The organism is Phycicoccus sp., assembly GCF_035325325.1.
Classification (GTDB): domain Bacteria; phylum Actinomycetota; class Actinomycetes; order Actinomycetales; family Dermatophilaceae; genus Phycicoccus.
In genome coordinates, this window is sequence record NZ_DAOLAC010000008.1 from 67,315 (window position 1) to 86,395 (window position 19,081).

Consider the following 19,081-nt stretch of genomic DNA (forward strand, 5'->3'; position numbering starts at 1 on the left):
GGTGGCGAGCTCGTCCGGACACTCGTGACGGGCCGGTGCCGGCACCTGCGCCCGCGAGCCCGTCCGACAGCCGGCGTCGCGGGCGGCTCGGGGGAGCGCCCGGTCGGCCGGGGGGCGACCGAGGGACCGCGGCGACCGAAGGACCGCGGCGACCTGCCGCAACCGGTGGGACCGCGTCGACGTGGCGCAACCGTGGGAGCGCGCCGCCCTGGCGCAACCGTGGGACGCGTCGATCGGCGGCGACCACGGGATCGTGCATCCGGGGCGGCGATGGTGCCGACGGGGCTGCTCGGCGACGACTCCTGCCCCACGCCCCTCGGCTCGCGACCCACGCCGCCACGGCCGCCGCTCGGCGGCAGGGTGGAGCGACTCGGACCGAGGACGGCGTCGACGGCCCGACGCGAACGGCCCGCGAGGGCCGGCCGGGGCGACCGGCCGCCCCGGGGGCGCGCGGGGCGTCCCCGGGCGGCAGGGCCCCTCGACCGACGTCGAGGGTGAGGCCGGCGACAAGGGGTACCTGGCCGGCGACGACGGCGACGTCGTCCCGGAGGCCGGTCTGCTCGAGGGCGTCGAGCGTGAGAGGGAGGCGGGCGCGCGTCGCCAATCGTCGGCCGCGCCCCGGCGACGCATCACAGGGCACGGCCGCCGCGGACCGAAGCTACCCCGAGGTCTCCGGACAGACGCGGATCCCCGTCGGCCGACCCCGGCCACCGATCCGCTGCTCGCGCCGGTACCGACTCACGGCTCGCCCGCCCGTGGCGCGGACCGGCCCCCGTCCATCCGTCGTCCCGGCGTGGCACCTCGGGAACCGGGCAACTGGTGGCCGAGGACGGCGTGGGCCGCGCGAGACGCGACCACCCCGGTGTCGCGAGGTGCGGGCCGGCGGCCTCGGGTGGGGGGCGACCGCGCGACCGGGTCCCCCCCGGACAGGGCCGCCGGCGGTCCGCCAGGACGCATCCGCCCGACCCCGGGGAGCTCACGGGGGTTCACCCCGCGGGCGGGCAAGGGCGGATCTCGGGAGTCCGGGTCGGGCTGCGGGACGGTCCTCACGGCTCTGTCGTCCACAGGTTATCCACCGAGCCCCCGAGGCGTCCTCACCCCGGCGAGAAGCGCCTCTCTCCGCACGGTTGTGCGGGATGTTTCACGTGAAACGGGGGAGGGGGGTCGCACCGTCCGGCGCTGTCCACCCCGTTGTCCACAGGTCTTCCACCCTTTGGCGTGTCGGGCTCCGGTGCTGTTGGATAGGGGTCGTTCATTCTGCAGGAGGTACCGGTGAGCCCGACGCTCGACACCACCGACGCACCACACGTCGCCCCCGGGCTCGGCTTTCCCGCCGGTCCGTCCGCGGAGCCGTCGGAGCTCGGATGGCCCGAGACCGTTTCACGTGAAACATCGACGTCCGCGGACCCGGCGCCGCCGGCCGCCCCGGGTTCGTCGGCGGACTCCGACGCAGAGACCGGCAGTACGTCGTCCGTGCCGGTGGTCGACGACACGGACCCCGCAACCCCTGACGACCGCGAGGAGCGAGCAGTCATCGCCGCAGCCATCCCCGGAGCAGACTGGAACACGCCGCTCGCCCAGGCGGTGGCGGAGGACGAGCGCAAGCGCGTGACCCTGAGCGGCCGGTCGGTGCCACGCCCGCCGCGCACGCGGGTCATGACCGTGGCCAACCAGAAGGGCGGCGTCGGCAAGACGACGACGACGGTCAACATCGCCGCGGCCCTCGCCCAGGCGGGCAGCACCGTCCTCGTCATCGACCTCGACCCGCAGGGCAACGCGAGCACCGCCTTGGGCATCGACCACCACTCGGAGGTGCCGAGCGTCTACGACGTCCTCGTCGACGGCGCCCCGCTCGTCGACGTCGTCCAGCCCTGCCCGGACCTGCCCGGCCTCGTGTGTGCGCCGGCGACCATCGACCTCGCCGGCGCCGAGATCGAGCTCGTCTCCCTCGTCGCGCGCGAGACGCGGCTGCAGAAGGCGGTCGCGGCCTACGTGGAGGAGCGCACCGCCTCCGGGGACCGCCTCGACTACGTCCTCGTCGACTGCCCGCCGAGCCTCGGCCTGCTGACGGTCAACGCGTTCGTCGCCGGCCAGGAGGTCTTCATCCCCATCCAGTGCGAGTACTACGCGCTCGAGGGACTGAGCCAGCTCCTCAAGAACATCGAGCTGATCCGCAGCCACCTCAACCCGGCGCTCCACGTCTCGACGATCCTCCTGACGATGTACGACGGCCGCACCCGCCTCTCGGCCCAGGTCGCCGACGAGGTGCGCGCGCACTTCGCCGAGCAGACCCTCCGGGCGACCGTCCCGCGCTCGGTCCGGATCTCGGAGGCTCCCAGCCACGCCCAGACCGTCATGACCTACGACCCCAACAGCAGCGGCGCCCTCTCCTACCTCGAGGCGGCCGTCGAGATCGCCGAACGCGGTGCCGCCGACGACACGACGGAGGAGTCCGCATGAGCGAGAAGCGCCGCGCCCTCGGCCGGGGCCTCGGGGCCCTCATCCCGAGCCAGCCCGCGACCGACCGACCGGTCGACGTCTTCTTCAAGGACCGCGACGCCCCGGCCGGCACCACGGCCGCGGCCGCGTCCACCACGACCACCGTCGACGACACCGGCGCCGCCGAGCAGGAGCCCGGCCACGAGGCGCTCCGTCCGGTCCCGGGAGCCCGCTTCGCCGAGATCCCGCTCGACGCGATCCGCCCCAACCCGCGCCAGCCGCGCACCGTCTTCGACGAGGACGAGCTCGCCGAGCTCGTGCACTCGGTCAAGGAGATCGGCATCCTGCAGCCCGTCGTCGTCCGGCCCGTGCCGGACGGGGGCGCCGGGGACGGCATCCACTTCGAGCTGATCATGGGGGAGCGCCGCTGGCGCGCCTCCCGGGAGGCCGGCAAGGAGACGGTCCCGGCCATCGTCCGCAGCACCGACGAGGACGACCTGCTGCGGGACGCGCTGCTGGAGAACCTCCACCGCAGCCAGCTCAACCCGCTCGAGGAGGCGGCCGCCTACCAGCAGCTGCTCGACGACTTCGGCTGCACCCAGGAGCAGCTGGCCCAGCGCATCGGCCGCTCCCGCCCGCAGATCTCCAACACCCTGCGGCTGCTCCGCCTCCCGCCGCTCGTCGCGCGCCGGGTCGCCGCCGGCGTGCTCAGTGCGGGTCACGCCCGTGCCCTGCTCGGCCTGCCCGACGCGGCGGCCATGGAGCGGATGGCCCAGCGCGTCGTCGCGGAGGGTCTCTCGGTGCGCACCGTCGAGGAGCTCGTCGCCCTCGGCGAGGGCGAGGCGCCGACCCGGCGGACGAAGCCGCGTCCAGGGGCCCGCCGGCCGCAGCTCGACGACCTCGCCGCCGACCTCTCGGACCGGCTCGAGACGCGGGTCCGCATCGCGCTGGGCCAGAAGAAGGGCCGGCTGACCGTCGAGTTCGCCTCCGTGGAGGACCTCAACCGCATCCTCGACGTCATGCGCCTGCGCGGCGGGGAGAGCTGACGCAGGGCATCACGATCCGCCTGCCGCACAGGCGATCTCGGGATCACCAGAACGGCCCCGGACCGAGAGGTCCGGGGCCGTTCTCCGCTCGACAGCGGTTCTGGGGGGTCAGCCGAGGAACTGCTCGAGCTCGCGCAGCAGCACCGGCTTCGGGCGGGCGCCGATGATCGTCTTGACGATCTCGCCACCCTGGTAGACGTGCATCGTCGGGATGCTCGTGATGCCGAGCTGGCCGGTGATGCCGGGGTTCTCGTCGGTGTTGAGCTTGACGACGGCGACCTTGTCGCCGTGGTCGCGCGCGATCTCCTCGAGCACGGGGGCGACGGCACGGCACGGGCCGCACCACTCGGCCCAGAAGTCGACGAGGACGGGCTTGTCGCTCTGGAGGACGTCGGCCTCGAAGGTGGCGTCGGTGGTCGTGCTCACGGCTCCCATGGGAGTTCCTCTCGGGTGGTGCGGATGGTGCGGGTGGGTGGTCTGGTCGGTGCGGAGGGGAGGATGCTCGGTCCTCCATCCTGCCGGGCCGGTCCGACACCCGGGGTGCCGGCCGGACCCGGTGGGTCAGTGCGCGAGGAAGCGTTCGGCGTCGAGGGCGGCGGCGCAGCCGGAGCCGGCGGCGGTGATGGCCTGGCGGTAGGTGTGGTCGACGAGGTCGCCGCAGGCGAACACCCCGGGGACGTTGGTCTTCGAGGTGCGCCCCTCGGTGAGGACGTAGCCCTCGGCGTCGAGGTCGACGAGGCCCTTGACCAGCTCGTTGCGCGGGTCGTGGCCGATGGCGACGAAGAGCCCCGTGACGGCGAGCTCGCGGGTCTCGCCGGTGACCGTGTCACGCAGGGTGATGCCGCTGACCTTGTCCTCGCCGTGGATGGCGTCGACGGCGCTGTTCCACGCGAAGTGGATCTTGTCGTTGGCCTTGGCGCGTTCGGCCATGATCCGGCTGGCGCGCAGCTCGTCGCGGCGGACGACGACGGTGACCGAGCGGGCGAACTTGGTGAGGAAGGTGGCCTCCTCCATCGCGGAGTCCCCGCCCCCGACGACGGCGATGTCCTGGTCGCGGAAGAAGAAGCCGTCGCAGGTGGCGCACCACGAGACGCCGTGGCCGGAGAGCCGCTTCTCGTCGGGCAGCCCGAGCTCACGGTAGGCCGAGCCCATCGCGAGGATGACCGCCCGCGCCCGGTACTCGTTGCCGCTGCCGTCACGGACCAGCTTCACGTCGCCGTCGAGCTCGACGTGCTCGACGTCGTCGGTGACGATCTCGGCACCGAACCGCTCGGCCTGGGCCCGCATGTTCTCCATGAGGTCCGGGCCCATGATGCCGTCGCGGAAGCCGGGGAAGTTCTCGACCTCGGTCGTGTTCATCAGGGCACCGCCGGCCGTGACCGAGCCCTCGATGACGAGCGGCTCGAGGTTCGCCCGGGCGGCGTACACCGCGGCCGTCCAGCCGGCCGGGCCGGAGCCGATGATGATGACGTTGCGGACGTCCGAGGTCACGGGACACATCCCCTTGTGGTGCGAGCAGGTGAAGACCGCAAGATGCGGTACGAGTGGAACCGATCCTAGGGCCGCGGTGTTCCCTCCGCCGCCACGCCCCGCCGGTGGGTCACGCACCGGGTCACCCGGCCGCACACCCCGCGGGGAGAACCACCGACAGCATACCCCACGGGGTATGCTGTCGGTCCGTCCCGGGGAGCCCGGGGGTCACTCGACGGCGACCGGCCCGGAGAGGACGCCCGGTGAGGCCTTCGAGCAGGTGCGGGCCACGGCCCAGGCGGTGCGGCCCCCGGACTCCGAGGTGGCCACGAGCACCGCGGCCGGACGGTCGTCGACCCCGGCGAGGTCGACCACGACCGTGTCCCGGACCGGGACGCCGAGACCGTCGGCGCAGGACCGGGCCCCGGCGGGAGCGGCGAGCCTCCCGAGGCCGGCGGCCACCCCGTTGTCCGCGGCCTTCGGACCGGGACCCGACGAGGGGTCGCGGCCGGTGCCGTCCCACGGGAGGCTGCGGCGCACCTCGTCGGCGAGGGCAGCGCTCGAGTACGACGTGCCGCTGGCCAGGACGACCACGCCGAGGCCGTCGTCCTCGGCGAGGAGGGTACGGGCGCCGCGCACGGCCTCGGAGGGGGCATCCGCACTGCCGGACCCCCCGGCGGCGGAGTCCTCGACCCCGATGCTCGCGGTGAGCCCCCCGGGGCGCAGGGTCTCGAGGACGACACCGCCGAGCCCGAGCACGCCGAGGACCGAGGCCGCGACGGCGACGACGGGCCAGCGTGAGCGCCGACGCAGCGGGACGACGTCGCCCTCCGTAGCCCCCTCCGCCGCGAGGTCGCCGGTGACGGCACCCTCGGGCGCCACCGGGGCGGCCCACCCGGCGCGGCTCCTGGCCTCCTCGGCGAGGGCGGCCTCGATCCGGGCGACGAGGTCGGGGGGCATCGGCCCGGGGTCGGGCAGCGACCCGAGGAGGGCACGCATCCCCGTGGGGTCGTGCTCGACCGGGTCGGCGTCGTCGTGGGGGTGGCTCACGAGCTCCTCCGGGAGGTGCCGTGCGGGATGCGGCGGGTGGGTCGGGCGAGGGCGGCGGCGGGCACCCGTGGTGCGGGCCGAGGGTAGGACGTCACGTCGCCCCCTGAGGTTCCGTGGCGTCCGGGGCGGGACCGGAGGAGGGCCGCAGCATCGCCGCGAGGGCCTCGCGGCCGCGGAAGCAGCGGGACTTGACGGTCCCCTCCGCCACCTCGAGGGCGGCAGCGGCCTCGGCGACCGACCACCCGTGCATGTCGACGAGGACGAGGGCCTGGCGCTGGCCCTCCGGGAGGCGGGCCAGGGCCTCCCGCACGACGAGCGCGGTCTCCGTGGAGGCGTGCCGGTCGTGCCCGTCCGGGAGGTCGATCTCGCCGAGGTCGCCGGCCCGGCGCACCGAGACCTTCTCGCGGCGCAGCCGGTCGAGGCACGCGTTGACGACGATCCGGTGCAGCCAGGTGGTCACGGCGGCATCGCCGCGGTAGGCCTCGGCCCGCCGGAACGCCGAGATGAACGCGTCCTGGACGGCGTCGGCGGCCAGCTCGCGCTGGCCGGCCGTCCGCAGCGCGACGGCGTACATCCGGTCGCGGTGGCGCCGGAAGAGCTCGCCGAAGGCGGCCCCGTCGTCCCCCGCGACGTGCCGCGCCAGGAGGGCGGCGTCGTCCAGCTCGGCGAGGTCGGGGCTGCTCACGGGAGGGCCATCAGCCGCTGACGACGACCTCGTTGAGCCACGCCCGGCGGTTGCCCTTGGAGTCGACGTGGAGTCCCGTGTACCAGAGGACGATGTACTGCCCGGCGACCTTGTCGGGGACCGGGAAGTCGAGGGTGCCCTTCGCGTCGGTCTTGGCGCCGATCTTCGTCGCGGCCTCGAGGGTGGGCTCGTCGTTGACGTACACCTCGACGTCGACCGGCGACGGGACGACGAGCTTGACGTCCTGGGGCTTCTTGTTCGGGCCGAGGTCGACGATGAGGCCGACACCCTTCTTGAGGCCGCCGAAGTCGTCGCTGCGGTACCGCTCGGAGTTCCACCCCGTCGAGGGGTCGCCGTCGTAGGTCTTCGGCGTCAGCTGGTCGTTCTCGTTGTTGTCGCCGAGCGGGTCGTACGCCGACACCTTGAGGATGGCCAGGGGCGAGGGGGCGTCCTCGGCGGCGGACGCTGACGCCGTGCTGCTCGCGCTCGCCGACGGACTCGGCGACGCGCTCGAGGACGGCGAGGGGCCCCCGAGGCCCAGGTCGCTGTTCGAGCCGATCTGCCGTACCCCGTAGATGCCGACGGCGAGGGCCAGGACGAGGAACGCGACGACGATGCCGATGGCCAGCTTCGACTCGTCGTGGGTGAGCGGTTCGGCCGGGACCAGCGGGGCCGGGGCGTCGAGGTCGTCGTCGTCGCCCTCGGCCCGCTGGGTGTCCGGGCTCAGCTCGGTGACCCTGTCGACGGCCCGCCGGGCGAAGCTCGAGACCGCCGAGCCGACCGAGGTCATGGCCTCGAGCACGGCCGTGCCGGGTCCGGAGGACTCGTCGTCCTCGTCCGGCGGGGTGACGGCCCGCTCCTCCGGCACGGCGAGCGCGGTCGTGCGGCCGCCGTCCGTGGTGGGGTCGGCGCGGTCGTCGGAGCTCGGCACGGTGTCGTCCTCGGTCAGCCGGGCGGGCGGTGGGGTGCGCGGGATGACCGCCGTCGGCTCGTCGTCCGCCTCATCGTCCGGCTCGTCGTCCGGCTCGGGGTCGGGGAGGGAGCTGGGATCGGGGAGCGGGGGAGGTGGCGCCGGCGAGGCGGCGCCACCGGTCGGACCGGCGGTGGCACTCGTGGCCGCCCCGACGGCGGCACCCGCACCGGCGGCCGCGAGGGCCGCGCCGACGGGCGCGCCGCCGACGGCACGGTCGGCGGTGGCCGCGGGGACCGAGGGCGCGTCGGCGTCGGGAGCGGCAGCCGTCTCCGACGGGGGTCGGGGCGCGGCCGCGGGGAGCACGGGTCGGCCGACGACCTGGCGCGAGGGCCATGGCGCGACCTGGCGGGCGTAGTCGCCGGGACTGGTCGGGCCCTGGTCCTCGTTGAGGGTGAGCCGGCAGATGGCGTCGAGGTCGCGGGGCACGCCGGCGGCGATCTCGGAGGGCGCGGCCACGCCGCCCGGCACGCGGGGGGCGGGGGTCAGCCCGGATCCGCCGGAGCCGAGCGGCCACAGACCGGTCAGGGCGGCGTAGGCGAGCGCGACGACCCCCACGGCGTCGCGGCGGGCGGCCTCCTCGGGCTCGAGGCCGTCCTCGCCGGCGCGGACCGCGGCGATCTCGAGACCACGCAGCCGTACCTCGCCGTCCGGGGTGCGCAGGACGTCGTCGGGGGTGAGGTCGAGGTGGTGCATCCCGCGCTGGCGGGCGGACTCGAGGGCCGCGGCGACCTCACCGGTGATCCGGCGGACCTCGTCACCGGGCACGCCCCCGGCGGCGACGAGGTCGGCGAGCGTGTGCGCGTCGGCGAGCTCCTCCTCGACGACGTACGCGAGGCCGTCGTCCTGGCCGACGTCGAGGATGCGGACGAGGACCGCGTGGGACACCGACCCGGCCCGGCGGGCGGCATCGAGGAAGGAGGCGACGCGGTGGTCGTCGGCGGGCACGACGAGCACGGAGACGCGGCGCCCGAGGGTGGTGTCGTCGGCGCTCCAGCGCTCGGTGCCCCGGTCCTGGGCGAGCCGCCGGTGCACCGTGTAGCGCCCCCCGAGGACGGTGCCGGGTCCCACACCCCTCACCGCGGCTCCTTCCGACGTGCGTCACGGCCACCCGCCGGACCGGCCGACGGGTCCGTCCATCGTAGGGGGTGGAGTCAGCGTCCGCGGAGGGCGCGCACCCGCCGGCCGACCGGGCCCACGAGGTCGCCGACCTCGCGCACCCCGAGCAGGTGGGCGCCGCTCCACGTCACGGCGAGCTGGACCACCCCCGCCACCCCGAGGACGACAGCGCCCTGGAGCAGCGCCGACAGCCCACGGTCGGCGCCGAGGCCGGGCAGCAGCAGCCGGACGGCGAACGCGAGGACGACGGCGACGACGGCGGCCGGCAGCGCGAGGCGCAGGTACGTCGAGGCGATGGACCGCAGGCCGAGCGGCCCGTGCTGGCGCCGGAGGACGACGAAGCCGATGCTCGACCCGACGAGGTAGGCCAGCGCCTGCCCCAGGCCGACGGTGAAGGCGGTCGCCCGCGGGTCGAGCGTCGCGGCGAGCAGCGCGACGAGGGCCGCCGTCGAGGTGACGACGCACTGGATCCGGAAGGTGAGGTAGGTCTGGGTCTGCGCGTAGAGGACGCGGTCGTTGAGGAAGCCCCAGCCCATCGGGATGACGAGCCAGACGATGCCGTAGAGGACGAGCGCCACCTGGGCGGTCTGCTCGACGGTGTTCGTGAAGAAGAGCGTGCTCGCCACGAGGGGCGCGAAGGCGACGAGGAAGGCGACCCCCGGCACGAGGATGACCGACGGCATCCGCATCCCCTGGTCGTGGTAGCGCAGGACGGCGGCGTGGTCGCCGTCGGCGGCGGCCTCGGACAGCCGCGTGTACAGGGCCGTGATGAGGGAGACGGTGACGAGGCCGTGCGGGAGGTAGACGATGAACTGGGCGTTGGTCAGGGTGGTCAGGGTCCCGACGCCCTCGCCGCTGCCCGCGCCGAGCGCGCCGGCCCGGGTCAGCACCCGGCTGGTCACGACGAAGCCGAGCTGCTGGACGGCGATCGAGCCGACGGTCCACTTGGCGACCGACGCCATCTCGCCGAAGCCCTGGCCGCGCACCCCCCAGAGCCAGCGGTAGGTGAACCCCATCCGGCGCAGCGCGGGCAGCAGTGCGGCGAGCTGGATGACGATGGAGAGGGTGGCCGTGCCCGCGAGGATGCCGACCATCTCGGCACTCCAGTCGCGTGGCGCCGCGGCCAGCGGCAGCGAGGCGGCGCGGAACCACAGCAGCCCGGCGACGGCGACGAGGTTGGCCAGCGCGGGCGCCCAGGTGAACGCCGCGAACCGGCCGTCCGCGGCGAGCACCTGCCCGAGGACCGTGTACATCCCGTAGAAGAAGAGCTGCGGCATGCAGATGACCGCGAAGACGACGGCCAGCCGGACCGCCTGGGTGTCCTCCGGGCTGTAGAAGATGCGCACGATGAGCGGGGCCAGCGCGGTGAGCAGCACCGTCGCGATGCCGAAGAAGGCGATCGAGACCGTCACGACCCGGTTGACGAAGTCCTCGCCGTCGGGGCGCCGCCTGGCCCGGACGATCTGCGGGACGAGCACCGCCTGGACGGCCCCGCCGGCGAGCAGCAGGTAGAACTGGTTCGGCAGCGTGTTGGCCGCGGTGAACGCGTCGGCGGTCAGCCCGGAGAGGCCGATGACCGAGGTGAGCAGCGAGGTGCGGGCCAGGCCCGCGACACGGCTGACCAGCGTCCCCGCCGCCATCACCGCCCCGGAGCGCCCCACGCTCTGGGTCGGCGCGCTCACCCGGCGTCCCCGGCCAGCCGCTGCCACGCGAGCCGGGCGATCCGGCGCTCGTTGGGGAAGGTGAGGTGCCGGTGGGCGTCCTCGAGGGGGAGCCAGGCGACGTCGATCGCCTCGTGGTCGGGGTCCTTCTCGATGGTCAGGTACCCGCCGGTCGCCTCGAGGAGGTAGTGGTGGACGAACTTGTGGATGCGCCGGTCGCCGGCCGCGAACCAGTAGTCGATGGTGCCGAGCTCGATGAGGACGCGGCCCTCGATACCGGTCTCCTCCTCGACCTCGCGCACGGCGGTCTCCGGCAGGGTCTCCTCGCCCTCGATGTGCCCCTTCGGCAGGCACCACTCGACGCGTCCGGCCCGGTTGCGGCGGGCGATGACGGCGATCCGGGCCCGTCCCTCGTGGACGTCGACGACGACGCCGCCGGCGCTGCGCTCCTCGACCGCCGGGAGCCGACGCGGCGGGGCCCCGGAGGGGTCGGCGGCGGCGTGGCTCATCTGGTCACTGTAACCACTGGGGCCGCACGCGGCCGGGTCGTCGGGGGAGGGTCGCGGGTCGCCGCCGGGTGCGGAATCGGCGCCGTGCCCGCCCGCCCCTAGGCTTGTCCCTCGTGTCCGACCGCCAGCCCCCGGCCGCCCTGCTCCGCGAGGCCGTCGCGCAGCTCGCCCCCGTGCTGCCCGTGCTCACCGACCTCGGTGAGCGCTTCGCCGCGGCCGGGCACGACGTCGCCCTCGTCGGCGGCCCGGTGCGCGACGCCTTCCTCGGGCGCACCCCGACCGACCTCGACCTCACCACCTCCGCGCGGCCCGAGGAGACCGAGGCCGTCCTCTCCGCCTGGAGCGGCACGACGTGGGACATGGGGCGCGCCTTCGGCACGATCGGCGCCCGGAAGGGCGGCACGGTCGTCGAGGTGACGACCTACCGGGCCGACGCCTACGACGGCGTGACCCGCAAGCCGGTCGTCGCGTTCGGCGACTCGCTCGAGGACGACCTCGTCCGCCGCGACTTCGCGTGCAACGCGATGGCCCTGCGGCTGCCCGACCTCGTCTTCGTCGACCCCCACGGCGGCCTCGACGACCTCGCCGCGCGCGTGCTGCGCACCCCCACGACCCCCGAGGTCTCCTTCGGCGACGACCCGCTGCGGATGATGCGGGCCGCGCGGTTCGTCGCCCAGCTCGGGTTCGTGCCGGCGCCGGAGGTCCTCACCGCGATGCGCGAGATGGCGGCCTCCATCGGGATCGTCTCCGCCGAGCGGGTGCGCGAGGAGCTCGTCAAGCTGCTCCTCGCCGACCACCCGCGGGCCGGCCTCGAGCTGCTCGTCGCCACCGGGCTCGCCGCGATCGTGCTGCCCGAGCTGCCGGCGCTCCAGCTCGAGGTCGACGAGCACCACCGGCACAAGGACGTCTACGAGCACTCGATGACCGTGCTCGAGCAGGCCATCGACCTCGAGGGCCCGGCCGACGGGCCGCCGGAGTCGGTGCCCGGACCCGACCTCGTGCTGCGCCTCGCCGCGCTGCTCCACGACATCGGCAAGCCGGCGACGCGGCGCTTCGAGGAGGGCGGCGGGGTCTCCTTCCACCACCACGAGGTCGTCGGGGCGAAGCTGGCCGCGAAGCGGATGCGCGCGCTGCGCTTCGACAAGGAGACGACCAGGGCGGTGGCGCGGCTCGTCGAGCTGCACCTGCGCTTCCACGGCTACGGCGACGGCCAGTGGACCGACTCGGCGGTGCGTCGCTACGTCACCGACGCCGGCGAGCTGCTACCCCGGCTGCACCGGCTGACCCGCGCCGACTGCACGACCCGCAACGTCAAGAAGGCACGGCGCCTCTCCCGCGCCTACGACGACCTCGAGGTCCGCATCGAGCGGCTCACCGCCGCGGAGGAGCTGAAGGCGGTGCGTCCCGAGCTCGACGGGCACGCGATCGCCGAGGTGCTCGGCATCCGTCCCGGGCCGGTGCTCGGGCGGGCCTACGCCTTCCTCCTCGCCCTGCGGCTCGACGAGGGCCTGCTCGGCCCCGAGGTGGCCCGGGAGCGGCTGCTCGCCTGGTGGGCCGAGCAGCCGGAGTCGCGCGCGGCGGACTGACCGCGCCGCGGGCTACGTCTTCTTCCCGCCCTCGTCCTCGCGCTTGATGGCCGAGATCTCGAACTCGAGCGTGATGCGCTCGGAGACGAGGACGCCGCCGGAGTCGAGCGGCATGTTCCACTCGAGGCCGAAGTCGCGGCGGTTGACCTTGCGGGTGCCCTCGAAGCCGGCGCGCAGCACCCCGAACGCGTCCTTCTCGACGCCGGTCAGCGCGATGGGGATGGAGAGGGTCTGGGTCACGTCGCGGATGGTCAGGTCGCCCGTGACCAGGTAGGCGTCGTCCTCGACCTCCTCGACCCGGCTGCTGACGAAGGTGATGTCGGGGTGGTTCTCGACGTCGAAGAAGTCGGCGCTGCGCAGGTGCTCGTCGCGGGGCGCCGTGCGGGTGTCGACGCTCGCGGCCTTGAGGGTGATCTCGACGTGCGACTTCGCCATGTCCTCGAGGTCGGCGTGCAGGTGACCCTCGACCTCGTTGAACGAGCCGCGGACGGTCGTGATCATCGCGTGCCGCGCACTGAACCCGATGCGGGTGTGCTGCGGGTCGAGGTCCCAGTCACCGCTGAGGCTGGGTCGATCGGTCATGGTGCGCTCCCACGGCTCGGTGCGACGGACTGGTGCTCGCGCAGTGTGGCAGACGGGACGGCCGTTGTAGAAGGGTTCGGGGAGTTCTCCCCATCGCTCCGTCCCGGGACGGCGGTCTAGGCTCGGGCGGACACCCGTCGCCGTCCCAGGGGGAGCCCCGCATGCCCGTCGTCGCCCACCCCGGACCGAGCTCGCCGGTCGCGCCCGGCATCCGGCTCGAGGTCCCGCAGGAGTGGGCCACGGCGCCGGCCGGGACGGCGCTGCTGCGGGCCGGTGGGCCGGGACGGGGCGGGGACGAGGTGGACGTCGTCGTCGTCCACCGGGTCGGGGCGCCGGGCGAGACGGCGGAGGCGGTGGCCGCCGAGGCCGCCGCGTCGGCCGCGGGGGCGTCCGGTGAGGTCGAGGAGCCGTTCGTCGTCGAGATCTGCGGGCGGGAGTGGTTCGCGCACAACGTCTCCCTCGACACCGCCGACGGGCCGGTGGTCGAGGTCCACCTCGTCACCGCCCTCCCGGCCACCGAGGAGGCGAGCCCCGTCGTCCACGTCCTCGGGCGGGTCCGCGGCGACGGCCTCGACGCCGACTACGACCTGCTCCAGCAGGTCCTCGAGACCCTCTCGGTCGAGGAGGCCGGGGCATGAGCGCCGGCCGGGTGCTGCGCGGCAGCTCGATGCTCGTCCGGTCCGGCAGCGCCACCGACGTCGGCCGGGTCCGCGACCACAACGAGGACAGCGTCATCGCCGGCGCCCGGGTCTTCGCGGTCGCCGACGGCATGGGCGGGCACGCGGCCGGGGAGGTGGCCTCGCGCATCGCCGTCGACGCGCTCGCCGACCTCGAGGAGCACCCGCCCTCGCGTCCCGAGGACGTCGCCGCGCTGCTGCGCGAGGCGAACCGGCGCATCCTCGAGGCCGCGACCGAGCACCCGGAGCTGCGCGGCATGGGGACCACCGCCGCGGGTGTCACCGTCGTCGACGCCGGCGGCCGTGAGCACTGGGTCGTCTTCAACGTCGGCGACTCCCGGGTCTACCGGCTCGCCGACAACCGGATGCACCAGGTGACCCGCGACCACTCGGAGGTGCGCGAGCTGATCGACGCCGGGCTGCTGCGGGCCTCCGAGGTCGCGACGCACCCGCTGCGCAACGTCATCACCCGCTCGCTCGGCACCGACCCGGCCCCGGAGCCGGACGTCTGGGTCCTCGCGCCGACGCCCGGCGAGCGGTTCGTCGTGTGCAGCGACGGCCTGAGCAACGAGCTCGAGGACCGCGACATCATGCTCCTGGCGCGGCGGCACACCGACCCGCAGGAGGCCGCCGACGAGCTGGTGGCCGCCGCGGTGCGGGCCGGCGGGCGCGACAACGTCTCGGTCGTCGTCGTCGCGGTCGACGCCGGGGACGGCGACGACGAGGCCGACACCGCGCCCCGGGCCGGGCTGCACCGTCCCTGACGGCGGCGCCCCTCGCCGCGTCGGCGGGGCGCGGTCCTCAGCCGTCGAGCGGGACCGACTCGACGACCTCGAAGCCCCGTGTGTTCCCCCCGGAGAAGCTGCGGCGCACGACCTCGACCGAGGTGACGTCCCACGCCTCGCTGCGGAACCGCGACAGCTCACCGACGAGCGCCTCGAGGAAGGACAGCCCGGTCGTCGGGGTCACCGTGCCGACCGACAGGCGGGGGAGGAAGGCGCGGCGGTCGACGTAGAGCCCGTAGGACTGGACCGCCGTCGGCAGGGTCTTGACGAGGTCGGTCATCGCGTCGACGTCCCCGGCGACCCGTGCCCCGATGCTCGGGTCCTTCTCCGTCTCGAGAGCCCAGGCCCCCTCGAGCCAGACGTGCGGCGGCACCGCGCCCCGGGGGAGGCCGGCCCGCACCGCGCGGACGACCGAGGCGACCTCGGGCGTCGCGACGTTGCCGAGACCAGCGATCCGCAGCAGCAGCTCGGAGCGGTGGAGCCCGTTGAAGTCGTCCGGTTCGTGGGGCACGCGTGCCAGCACCTCGGCCACGGCGTCGCCGACCCCGGGCGGGGGGACCAGGGCGAGGAACAGGATCACCGAACGGGCTCCGGGGGTCGCGCGGGCACGGGCGCTGTCATTGTGGTCAGGCCCTCGGCCCGATGCCACTCGGCCACGCCGGGGAACGGGCTCCCGTTACGCTGACCACCAGACCGCACCCCTGCTCACGGCCGGAGGAGCGGGCGGCGCCCGGGGGGATGGCCCCGACCCGTCCGACGCCACCGGCGGAGCGCGACCCGAGGAGCCGAGCGTGACCCGTGTGCGCACGACCGTGCACCCCGGCTGGGTCGAGGTCACCGGGGAGGGCGTCACCGCGGTCGTCGAGGTCGCCGAGCGCCACCTGGAGGCCCTCGAGAACGCGGCCGCCCAGGGCCCGGTGCACCTCCTCGACCTGCTGTGCTCGCGCGGCCTGCTCGTGATGCCGTCGTTCGCGCTGGCGATGCCGCACGGCGACGGCACTCGGGTGCTGCTGCGCGGCACGTGCACGGTGCTCGCCGACGGGGAGCAGACGAGCGCCGAGGGCCGGGAGCCGTGGCGCGAGGTCGTGCTCGAGGGGGCCGAGGTCACGCTCGCCGCACCCGATCCCGAGCCCCGGGTCGCGCGCGGATGGCGTCGGCCGTCGCGGCTGCGCGCCGCCGCGGCCGAGCCCGCGCAGGAGCCGGTCGTCGGGTCCGACGCCGGCACCGACGGGCCCGAGCGCGAGCAGGTCGAGGTGCCGGTCGACGCGGTGGCGGAGCGGCCGGAGTCCGAGCCGGTGGCCGAGGCCGAGCAGGAGCCGGCGGTCGAGCCCGAGCCGGTGGTCGAGCCCGAGCAGGAGCCGGACGACGCGGCGGCGGCGGAGCCGACCGACGGGGGCGACGGCGTCGACGCCGCGGACGAGGACGCCGCCGCGGGCGCGGACGGCCCCGGCGACGAGCCGGAGCCGGCCCCCGCGCCGCCGGTGGCGCCGGCCGACCTCACCCTGCCCCCGCCGGAGGACGCCCCCGGGCAGTCCCCGGCCGACCGCGTGCCGCCGAGCCCCCCGCCGGAGAGCGGCCTCATCGACTCGGTGCCCTGGCGCCGTCCGGGCGGTGCCCCGGCCGGTCCGACCGCCCCGCCGCCGGTCCCGGCCGCGGCACCCGCCCCCACGGCGGTCGCCGTCCCCGCCCCGGCGGAGCACACCGTGCTCCCCGACCCGGAGCCCGAGCCGGCCCCACCACCGGAACCGGCCGCCGCCGACCACCACCCGGCACCGGCAGCCGGCTCGGAGGAGGCGGCCCCCGAGGTGACGACCGCCCGGGCCAGCCTGCCCCGCTCCGACGCGGACCTCGACCGCCCGGTCGTCCTCGCCGTGCTCTGCCCGGCCGGCCACCACTCCCCACCGCACGCGGGACGGTGCCGGCAGTGCGGCCGCGAGATCCCACCGCAGCAGCCGGCGCCCATCCCGCGCCCGACCCTCGGCGTGCTGCGCATCTCGACCGGCGGCAGCGTGCCCCTGGACCGCGGTGTCCTGCTCGGCCGGGCGCCCCGGGTCAACGAGGAGCTCCCGCCCAACCAGCGTCCGCACCTCATCCGGGTCGGCGGCGTCGACCGTGACATCAGCCGCAACCACGCCGAGGTCGTCCTCGAGGGCTGGCACGTCCTCGTCCGCGACCTCGGCTCGACCAACGGCACGACGGTCGCCCTGCCCGGCGAGGAGCCGGTCCGCCTCCGCCCGACCGAGGACCAGGGCATCGAGCCCGGCACCGTCATCACCCTCGCCGACGAGGTCTCCCTCACCTACGAGGTCGAGGGGTGAGCCCGAGCGACGCCCCGGACATCCCGGGCCTCACCTTCGTGCGCCCGCTGGGGTCGGGTGGGTACGCCGACGTCTACCTCTACGAGCAGCAGTCCCCGCGGATGAACGTCGCGGTCAAGGTGCTCAAGCGCCAGGGCCTGACGGCGGCCATCCGGCGGCAGTTCGTCGACGAGGCGAACACGATGGCCCAGCTCGCCGACCACCCGTTCATCGTCCAGGTGTTCCGGTCCGAGCAGACCGCCGACGGTGGCGCGTACCTCGTCATGAAGTACTACCCGCCGCCGAACCTCGCGCAGCGGGCCAAGGCGGAGCGGCTCTCGGTCGAGGAGGTGCTGCGCAGCGGCATCCAGCTGGCCAGCGCCGTCGAGACCGCGCACCGGGCGGGCATCATCCACCGCGACATCAAGCCGGCGAACGTCCTCGTCAGCCAGTACGGACAGCCCGGGCTCACCGACTTCGGCATCGCCGGCCGGGGCGGGCACGCCGAGGACGTCGACGAGGACGTGGGGGTCTCGGTGCCGTGGTCGGCGCCCGAGGTGCTCTACGGGCAGTCCAACGGCGACGCCCGCAGCGACGTCTACTCGCTCGCCGCGACCCTGTGGCACCTCCTCGTCGGGCGCTCGCCGTTCGAGCAGCCGGGCGGGGACAACTCGGCGTACGCCCTCATGCCCCGCATCCGCGCGACGCCGCTGCCGACGACCGGCCGCGCGGACGTCCCGGTGTCGCTCGAGCGGCTGCTCGCGCACGCGATGGCCAAGAACCCGGACGCCCGGCCGCAGACCGCCCTCGAGCTGGCCCGTGGCCTCCAGGCGGTCGAGCGCGAGCAGCGGCTGCCGAGCACCGCCCTCGTCGTGCTCGACGAGCGGGGCAACAGTGCCGTCGCGGAGCTGCCGTCGGCCCGGACCGCGGACGACCACGACCGCACGAGCGTGCGGGCGGTCTCCGTGCCCGCGGGCCCGGCGCCGACGGCGCCGTCCGGCCCGGTCGACGAGGAGGACGAGGACGAGCCCGCCACCATCAGCGGCGGCGTGGTCCTCGGGGTCCTCGCCCTGCTCGTCGCCGTCACCGTCGGGGTCGTCGTGTGGGCGGTGGGCCGCGGCGACGACACCGCGCCGCCGACGCCCGCCCAGAGCACCCGCACCTCGACCTCCGCGCCGAGCCGGGCCGTGGACTACCCGGAGCAGCCGGCCATCGACGCGCGCAGCGCTGCGGGCTCGGTGACGTTCTCCTGGAACTACGTCGGGGCCGAGAAGGGCGACTTCTTCCAGCTGCACGTCGCCGGGTCGGAGGCGGCGGTGCCGACCGCACCGGTCACTCCCGTCGGCGACGCCACGCGCTTCACGGTGAAGGCCGGCGCCGGGAAGACGGTCTGCGCCCAGGTCGCGGTCTCGCGCAAGTCGGGGATCCGCTCCCCGTTCTCGGCCATCCGATGCGAGACGGCCGGATGACCGGCCCCGAGGTGAGGGGGACGCCGTGGGCGTGACCATCCAGTACTGCGGCGAGGAGTTCGTCGCTCCCGAGGACCGGCCGCTGACCATCGGCCGGGTCGCCGACGTCGAGGTCGACGACAACCCGTACCTGCACCGGGTCTTCCTCCAGGTGCACCACGAGCACGGGCTGTGGTGGCTGACCAACGTCGGCTCGACCCTCAGCGCGACGGTCGCCGACAAGAAGGGGCTGTTCCAGGCGTGGCTCAGCCCGGGGGCGCGCATCCCGCTGGCCCTCGAGGCGTTCACGGTGTGGTTCACCGCCGGTCCGACGACGTACGACTTCGACGTCCTCGTCGACGACACCCCGTTCGTGTCGGTCGAGACGGCCGCCGAGCTCGAGCCCGAGGACTCCACCGCGCAGACGACGGTGGGTCGGGTGTCGATGACACCGGACCAGAAGCTGCTCGTCGTCGCGCTGTGCGAGAGCTTCCTGCGCACGACGTACGCCGGTGGGGGACAGATCCCTTCGTCCGCGGACGCCGCAGAACGCCTGGGCTGGACGGTGACCAAGTTCAACCGGAAGCTGGACAACGTGTGCCAGAAGCTCGCCGACGCGGGCACCCGGGGGCTGCACGGAGGGCCGGGCCGGCTCGCGAGCAACCGCAAGGCCCGGCTCGTCGAGCACGCGCTCTCGACCCGGATGGTCACCGAGACGGACCTGCGCCTGCTGCCCGAGCCCGGCGGCGCCCCGACC

The 19,081-nt window shown here is 74.9% G+C and carries 17 protein-coding genes; 8 read left to right on the forward strand and 9 right to left on the reverse strand.

From position 1 onward, the window contains the following. Window positions 1-1,533 precede the first annotated feature (1,533 nt). Together PKA89_RS07510 and PKA89_RS07515 are read left to right on the forward strand one after the other, a co-directional pair. Window positions 1,534-2,460, forward strand: coding sequence for a ParA family protein (locus tag PKA89_RS07510; protein ID WP_324418231.1), 927 nt, complete (start codon window positions 1,534-1,536; stop codon window positions 2,458-2,460). Next, complete coding sequence (locus tag PKA89_RS07515) at window positions 2,457-3,485, forward strand: ParB/RepB/Spo0J family partition protein (RefSeq protein WP_324418153.1); 1,029 nt, start codon at window positions 2,457-2,459, stop codon at window positions 3,483-3,485. Before PKA89_RS07510 ends, PKA89_RS07515 begins: the two co-directional genes overlap by 4 nt. Before the next feature lie 108 nt (window positions 3,486-3,593). Here the strand turns inward: PKA89_RS07515 and trxA are convergent, their stop codons facing one another. From trxA to PKA89_RS07550, 7 genes are all read right to left on the reverse strand, one after another. Next, window positions 3,594-3,920 carry a thioredoxin gene (trxA, locus tag PKA89_RS07520; RefSeq protein ID WP_324418155.1) on the reverse strand — a complete coding sequence of 109 codons (327 nt, stop codon included), beginning with the start codon at window positions 3,918-3,920 and terminating at the stop codon, window positions 3,594-3,596. A gap of 126 nt (window positions 3,921-4,046) precedes the next feature. Continuing rightward, complete coding sequence (gene trxB / locus PKA89_RS07525) at window positions 4,047-4,985, reverse strand: thioredoxin-disulfide reductase (protein ID WP_324418157.1); 939 nt, start codon at window positions 4,983-4,985, stop codon at window positions 4,047-4,049. A 198-nt stretch (window positions 4,986-5,183) separates the two neighbouring features. Continuing rightward, window positions 5,184-6,005: a hypothetical protein gene (locus tag PKA89_RS07530; RefSeq protein ID WP_324418159.1), complete on the reverse strand. Its 822-nt coding sequence runs from the start codon at window positions 6,003-6,005 to the stop codon at window positions 5,184-5,186. A gap of 91 nt (window positions 6,006-6,096) precedes the next feature. Further along, window positions 6,097-6,690 (reverse strand): RNA polymerase sigma factor SigM, encoded by a 594-nt coding sequence (sigM, locus tag PKA89_RS07535; RefSeq protein WP_324418161.1) that lies wholly within the window; start codon window positions 6,688-6,690, stop codon window positions 6,097-6,099. Between the two features lie 10 nt (window positions 6,691-6,700). Then, entirely contained in the window at window positions 6,701-8,740 is a 2,040-nt protein-coding gene (locus PKA89_RS07540; RefSeq protein WP_324418163.1) for a hypothetical protein, read from the reverse strand. Between the two features lie 74 nt (window positions 8,741-8,814). After that, window positions 8,815-10,461: a lipid II flippase MurJ gene (locus PKA89_RS07545; protein ID WP_324418165.1), complete on the reverse strand. Its 1,647-nt coding sequence runs from the start codon at window positions 10,459-10,461 to the stop codon at window positions 8,815-8,817. Continuing rightward, entirely contained in the window at window positions 10,458-10,949 is a 492-nt protein-coding gene (locus tag PKA89_RS07550) for an NUDIX hydrolase (protein ID WP_324418167.1), read from the reverse strand. Before PKA89_RS07550 ends, PKA89_RS07545 begins: the two co-directional genes overlap by 4 nt. Window positions 10,950-11,062: 113 nt before the next feature. Here PKA89_RS07550 and PKA89_RS07555 point away from each other — a divergent pair, with 113 nt between their 5' ends. After that, the gene (locus tag PKA89_RS07555) at window positions 11,063-12,535 is read left to right on the forward strand and encodes a CCA tRNA nucleotidyltransferase (protein WP_324418169.1); all 1,473 of its coding nucleotides are present in this window, start codon (window positions 11,063-11,065) and stop codon (window positions 12,533-12,535) included. A 12-nt stretch (window positions 12,536-12,547) separates the two neighbouring features. Here PKA89_RS07555 and PKA89_RS07560 read toward each other — a convergent pair whose 3' ends face one another. Beyond that, entirely contained in the window at window positions 12,548-13,117 is a 570-nt protein-coding gene (locus PKA89_RS07560) for a YceI family protein (protein ID WP_324418171.1), read from the reverse strand. Window positions 13,118-13,278: 161 nt separating this feature from the next. On the opposite strand from PKA89_RS07560, the gene PKA89_RS07565 reads away from it, so the two are divergent. Together PKA89_RS07565 and PKA89_RS07570 are read left to right on the forward strand one after the other, a co-directional pair. Beyond that, window positions 13,279-13,755 (forward strand): hypothetical protein, encoded by a 477-nt coding sequence (locus tag PKA89_RS07565; protein WP_324418173.1) that lies wholly within the window; start codon window positions 13,279-13,281, stop codon window positions 13,753-13,755. Continuing rightward, the gene (locus tag PKA89_RS07570) at window positions 13,752-14,558 is read left to right on the forward strand and encodes a PP2C family serine/threonine-protein phosphatase (protein WP_324418174.1); all 807 of its coding nucleotides are present in this window, start codon (window positions 13,752-13,754) and stop codon (window positions 14,556-14,558) included. The genes PKA89_RS07565 and PKA89_RS07570 overlap by 4 nt, the downstream gene beginning before the upstream one ends. Window positions 14,559-14,595: 37 nt before the next feature. Here the strand turns inward: PKA89_RS07570 and PKA89_RS07575 are convergent, their stop codons facing one another. Continuing rightward, on the reverse strand, window positions 14,596-15,159 hold the full coding sequence (locus tag PKA89_RS07575) for a hypothetical protein (RefSeq protein WP_324418176.1): 564 nt from the start codon (window positions 15,157-15,159) through the stop codon (window positions 14,596-14,598). A gap of 211 nt (window positions 15,160-15,370) precedes the next feature. Between PKA89_RS07575 and PKA89_RS07580 the strand changes: the two genes are divergently transcribed. The 3 genes from PKA89_RS07580 to PKA89_RS07590 all read left to right on the forward strand — a co-directional run. Continuing rightward, a complete protein-coding gene (locus PKA89_RS07580) occupies window positions 15,371-16,897 on the forward strand; it encodes an FHA domain-containing protein (RefSeq protein ID WP_324418178.1) in 1,527 nt (508 codons plus the stop codon). Next, window positions 16,894-18,345, forward strand: a complete 1,452-nt coding sequence (locus PKA89_RS07585; RefSeq protein ID WP_324418180.1) for a protein kinase — start codon at window positions 16,894-16,896, stop codon at window positions 18,343-18,345. Before PKA89_RS07580 ends, PKA89_RS07585 begins: the two co-directional genes overlap by 4 nt. A gap of 25 nt (window positions 18,346-18,370) precedes the next feature. Further along, on the forward strand, window positions 18,371-19,081 hold a 711-nt coding region (locus tag PKA89_RS07590), incomplete at its 3' end, for a hypothetical protein (RefSeq protein WP_324418182.1).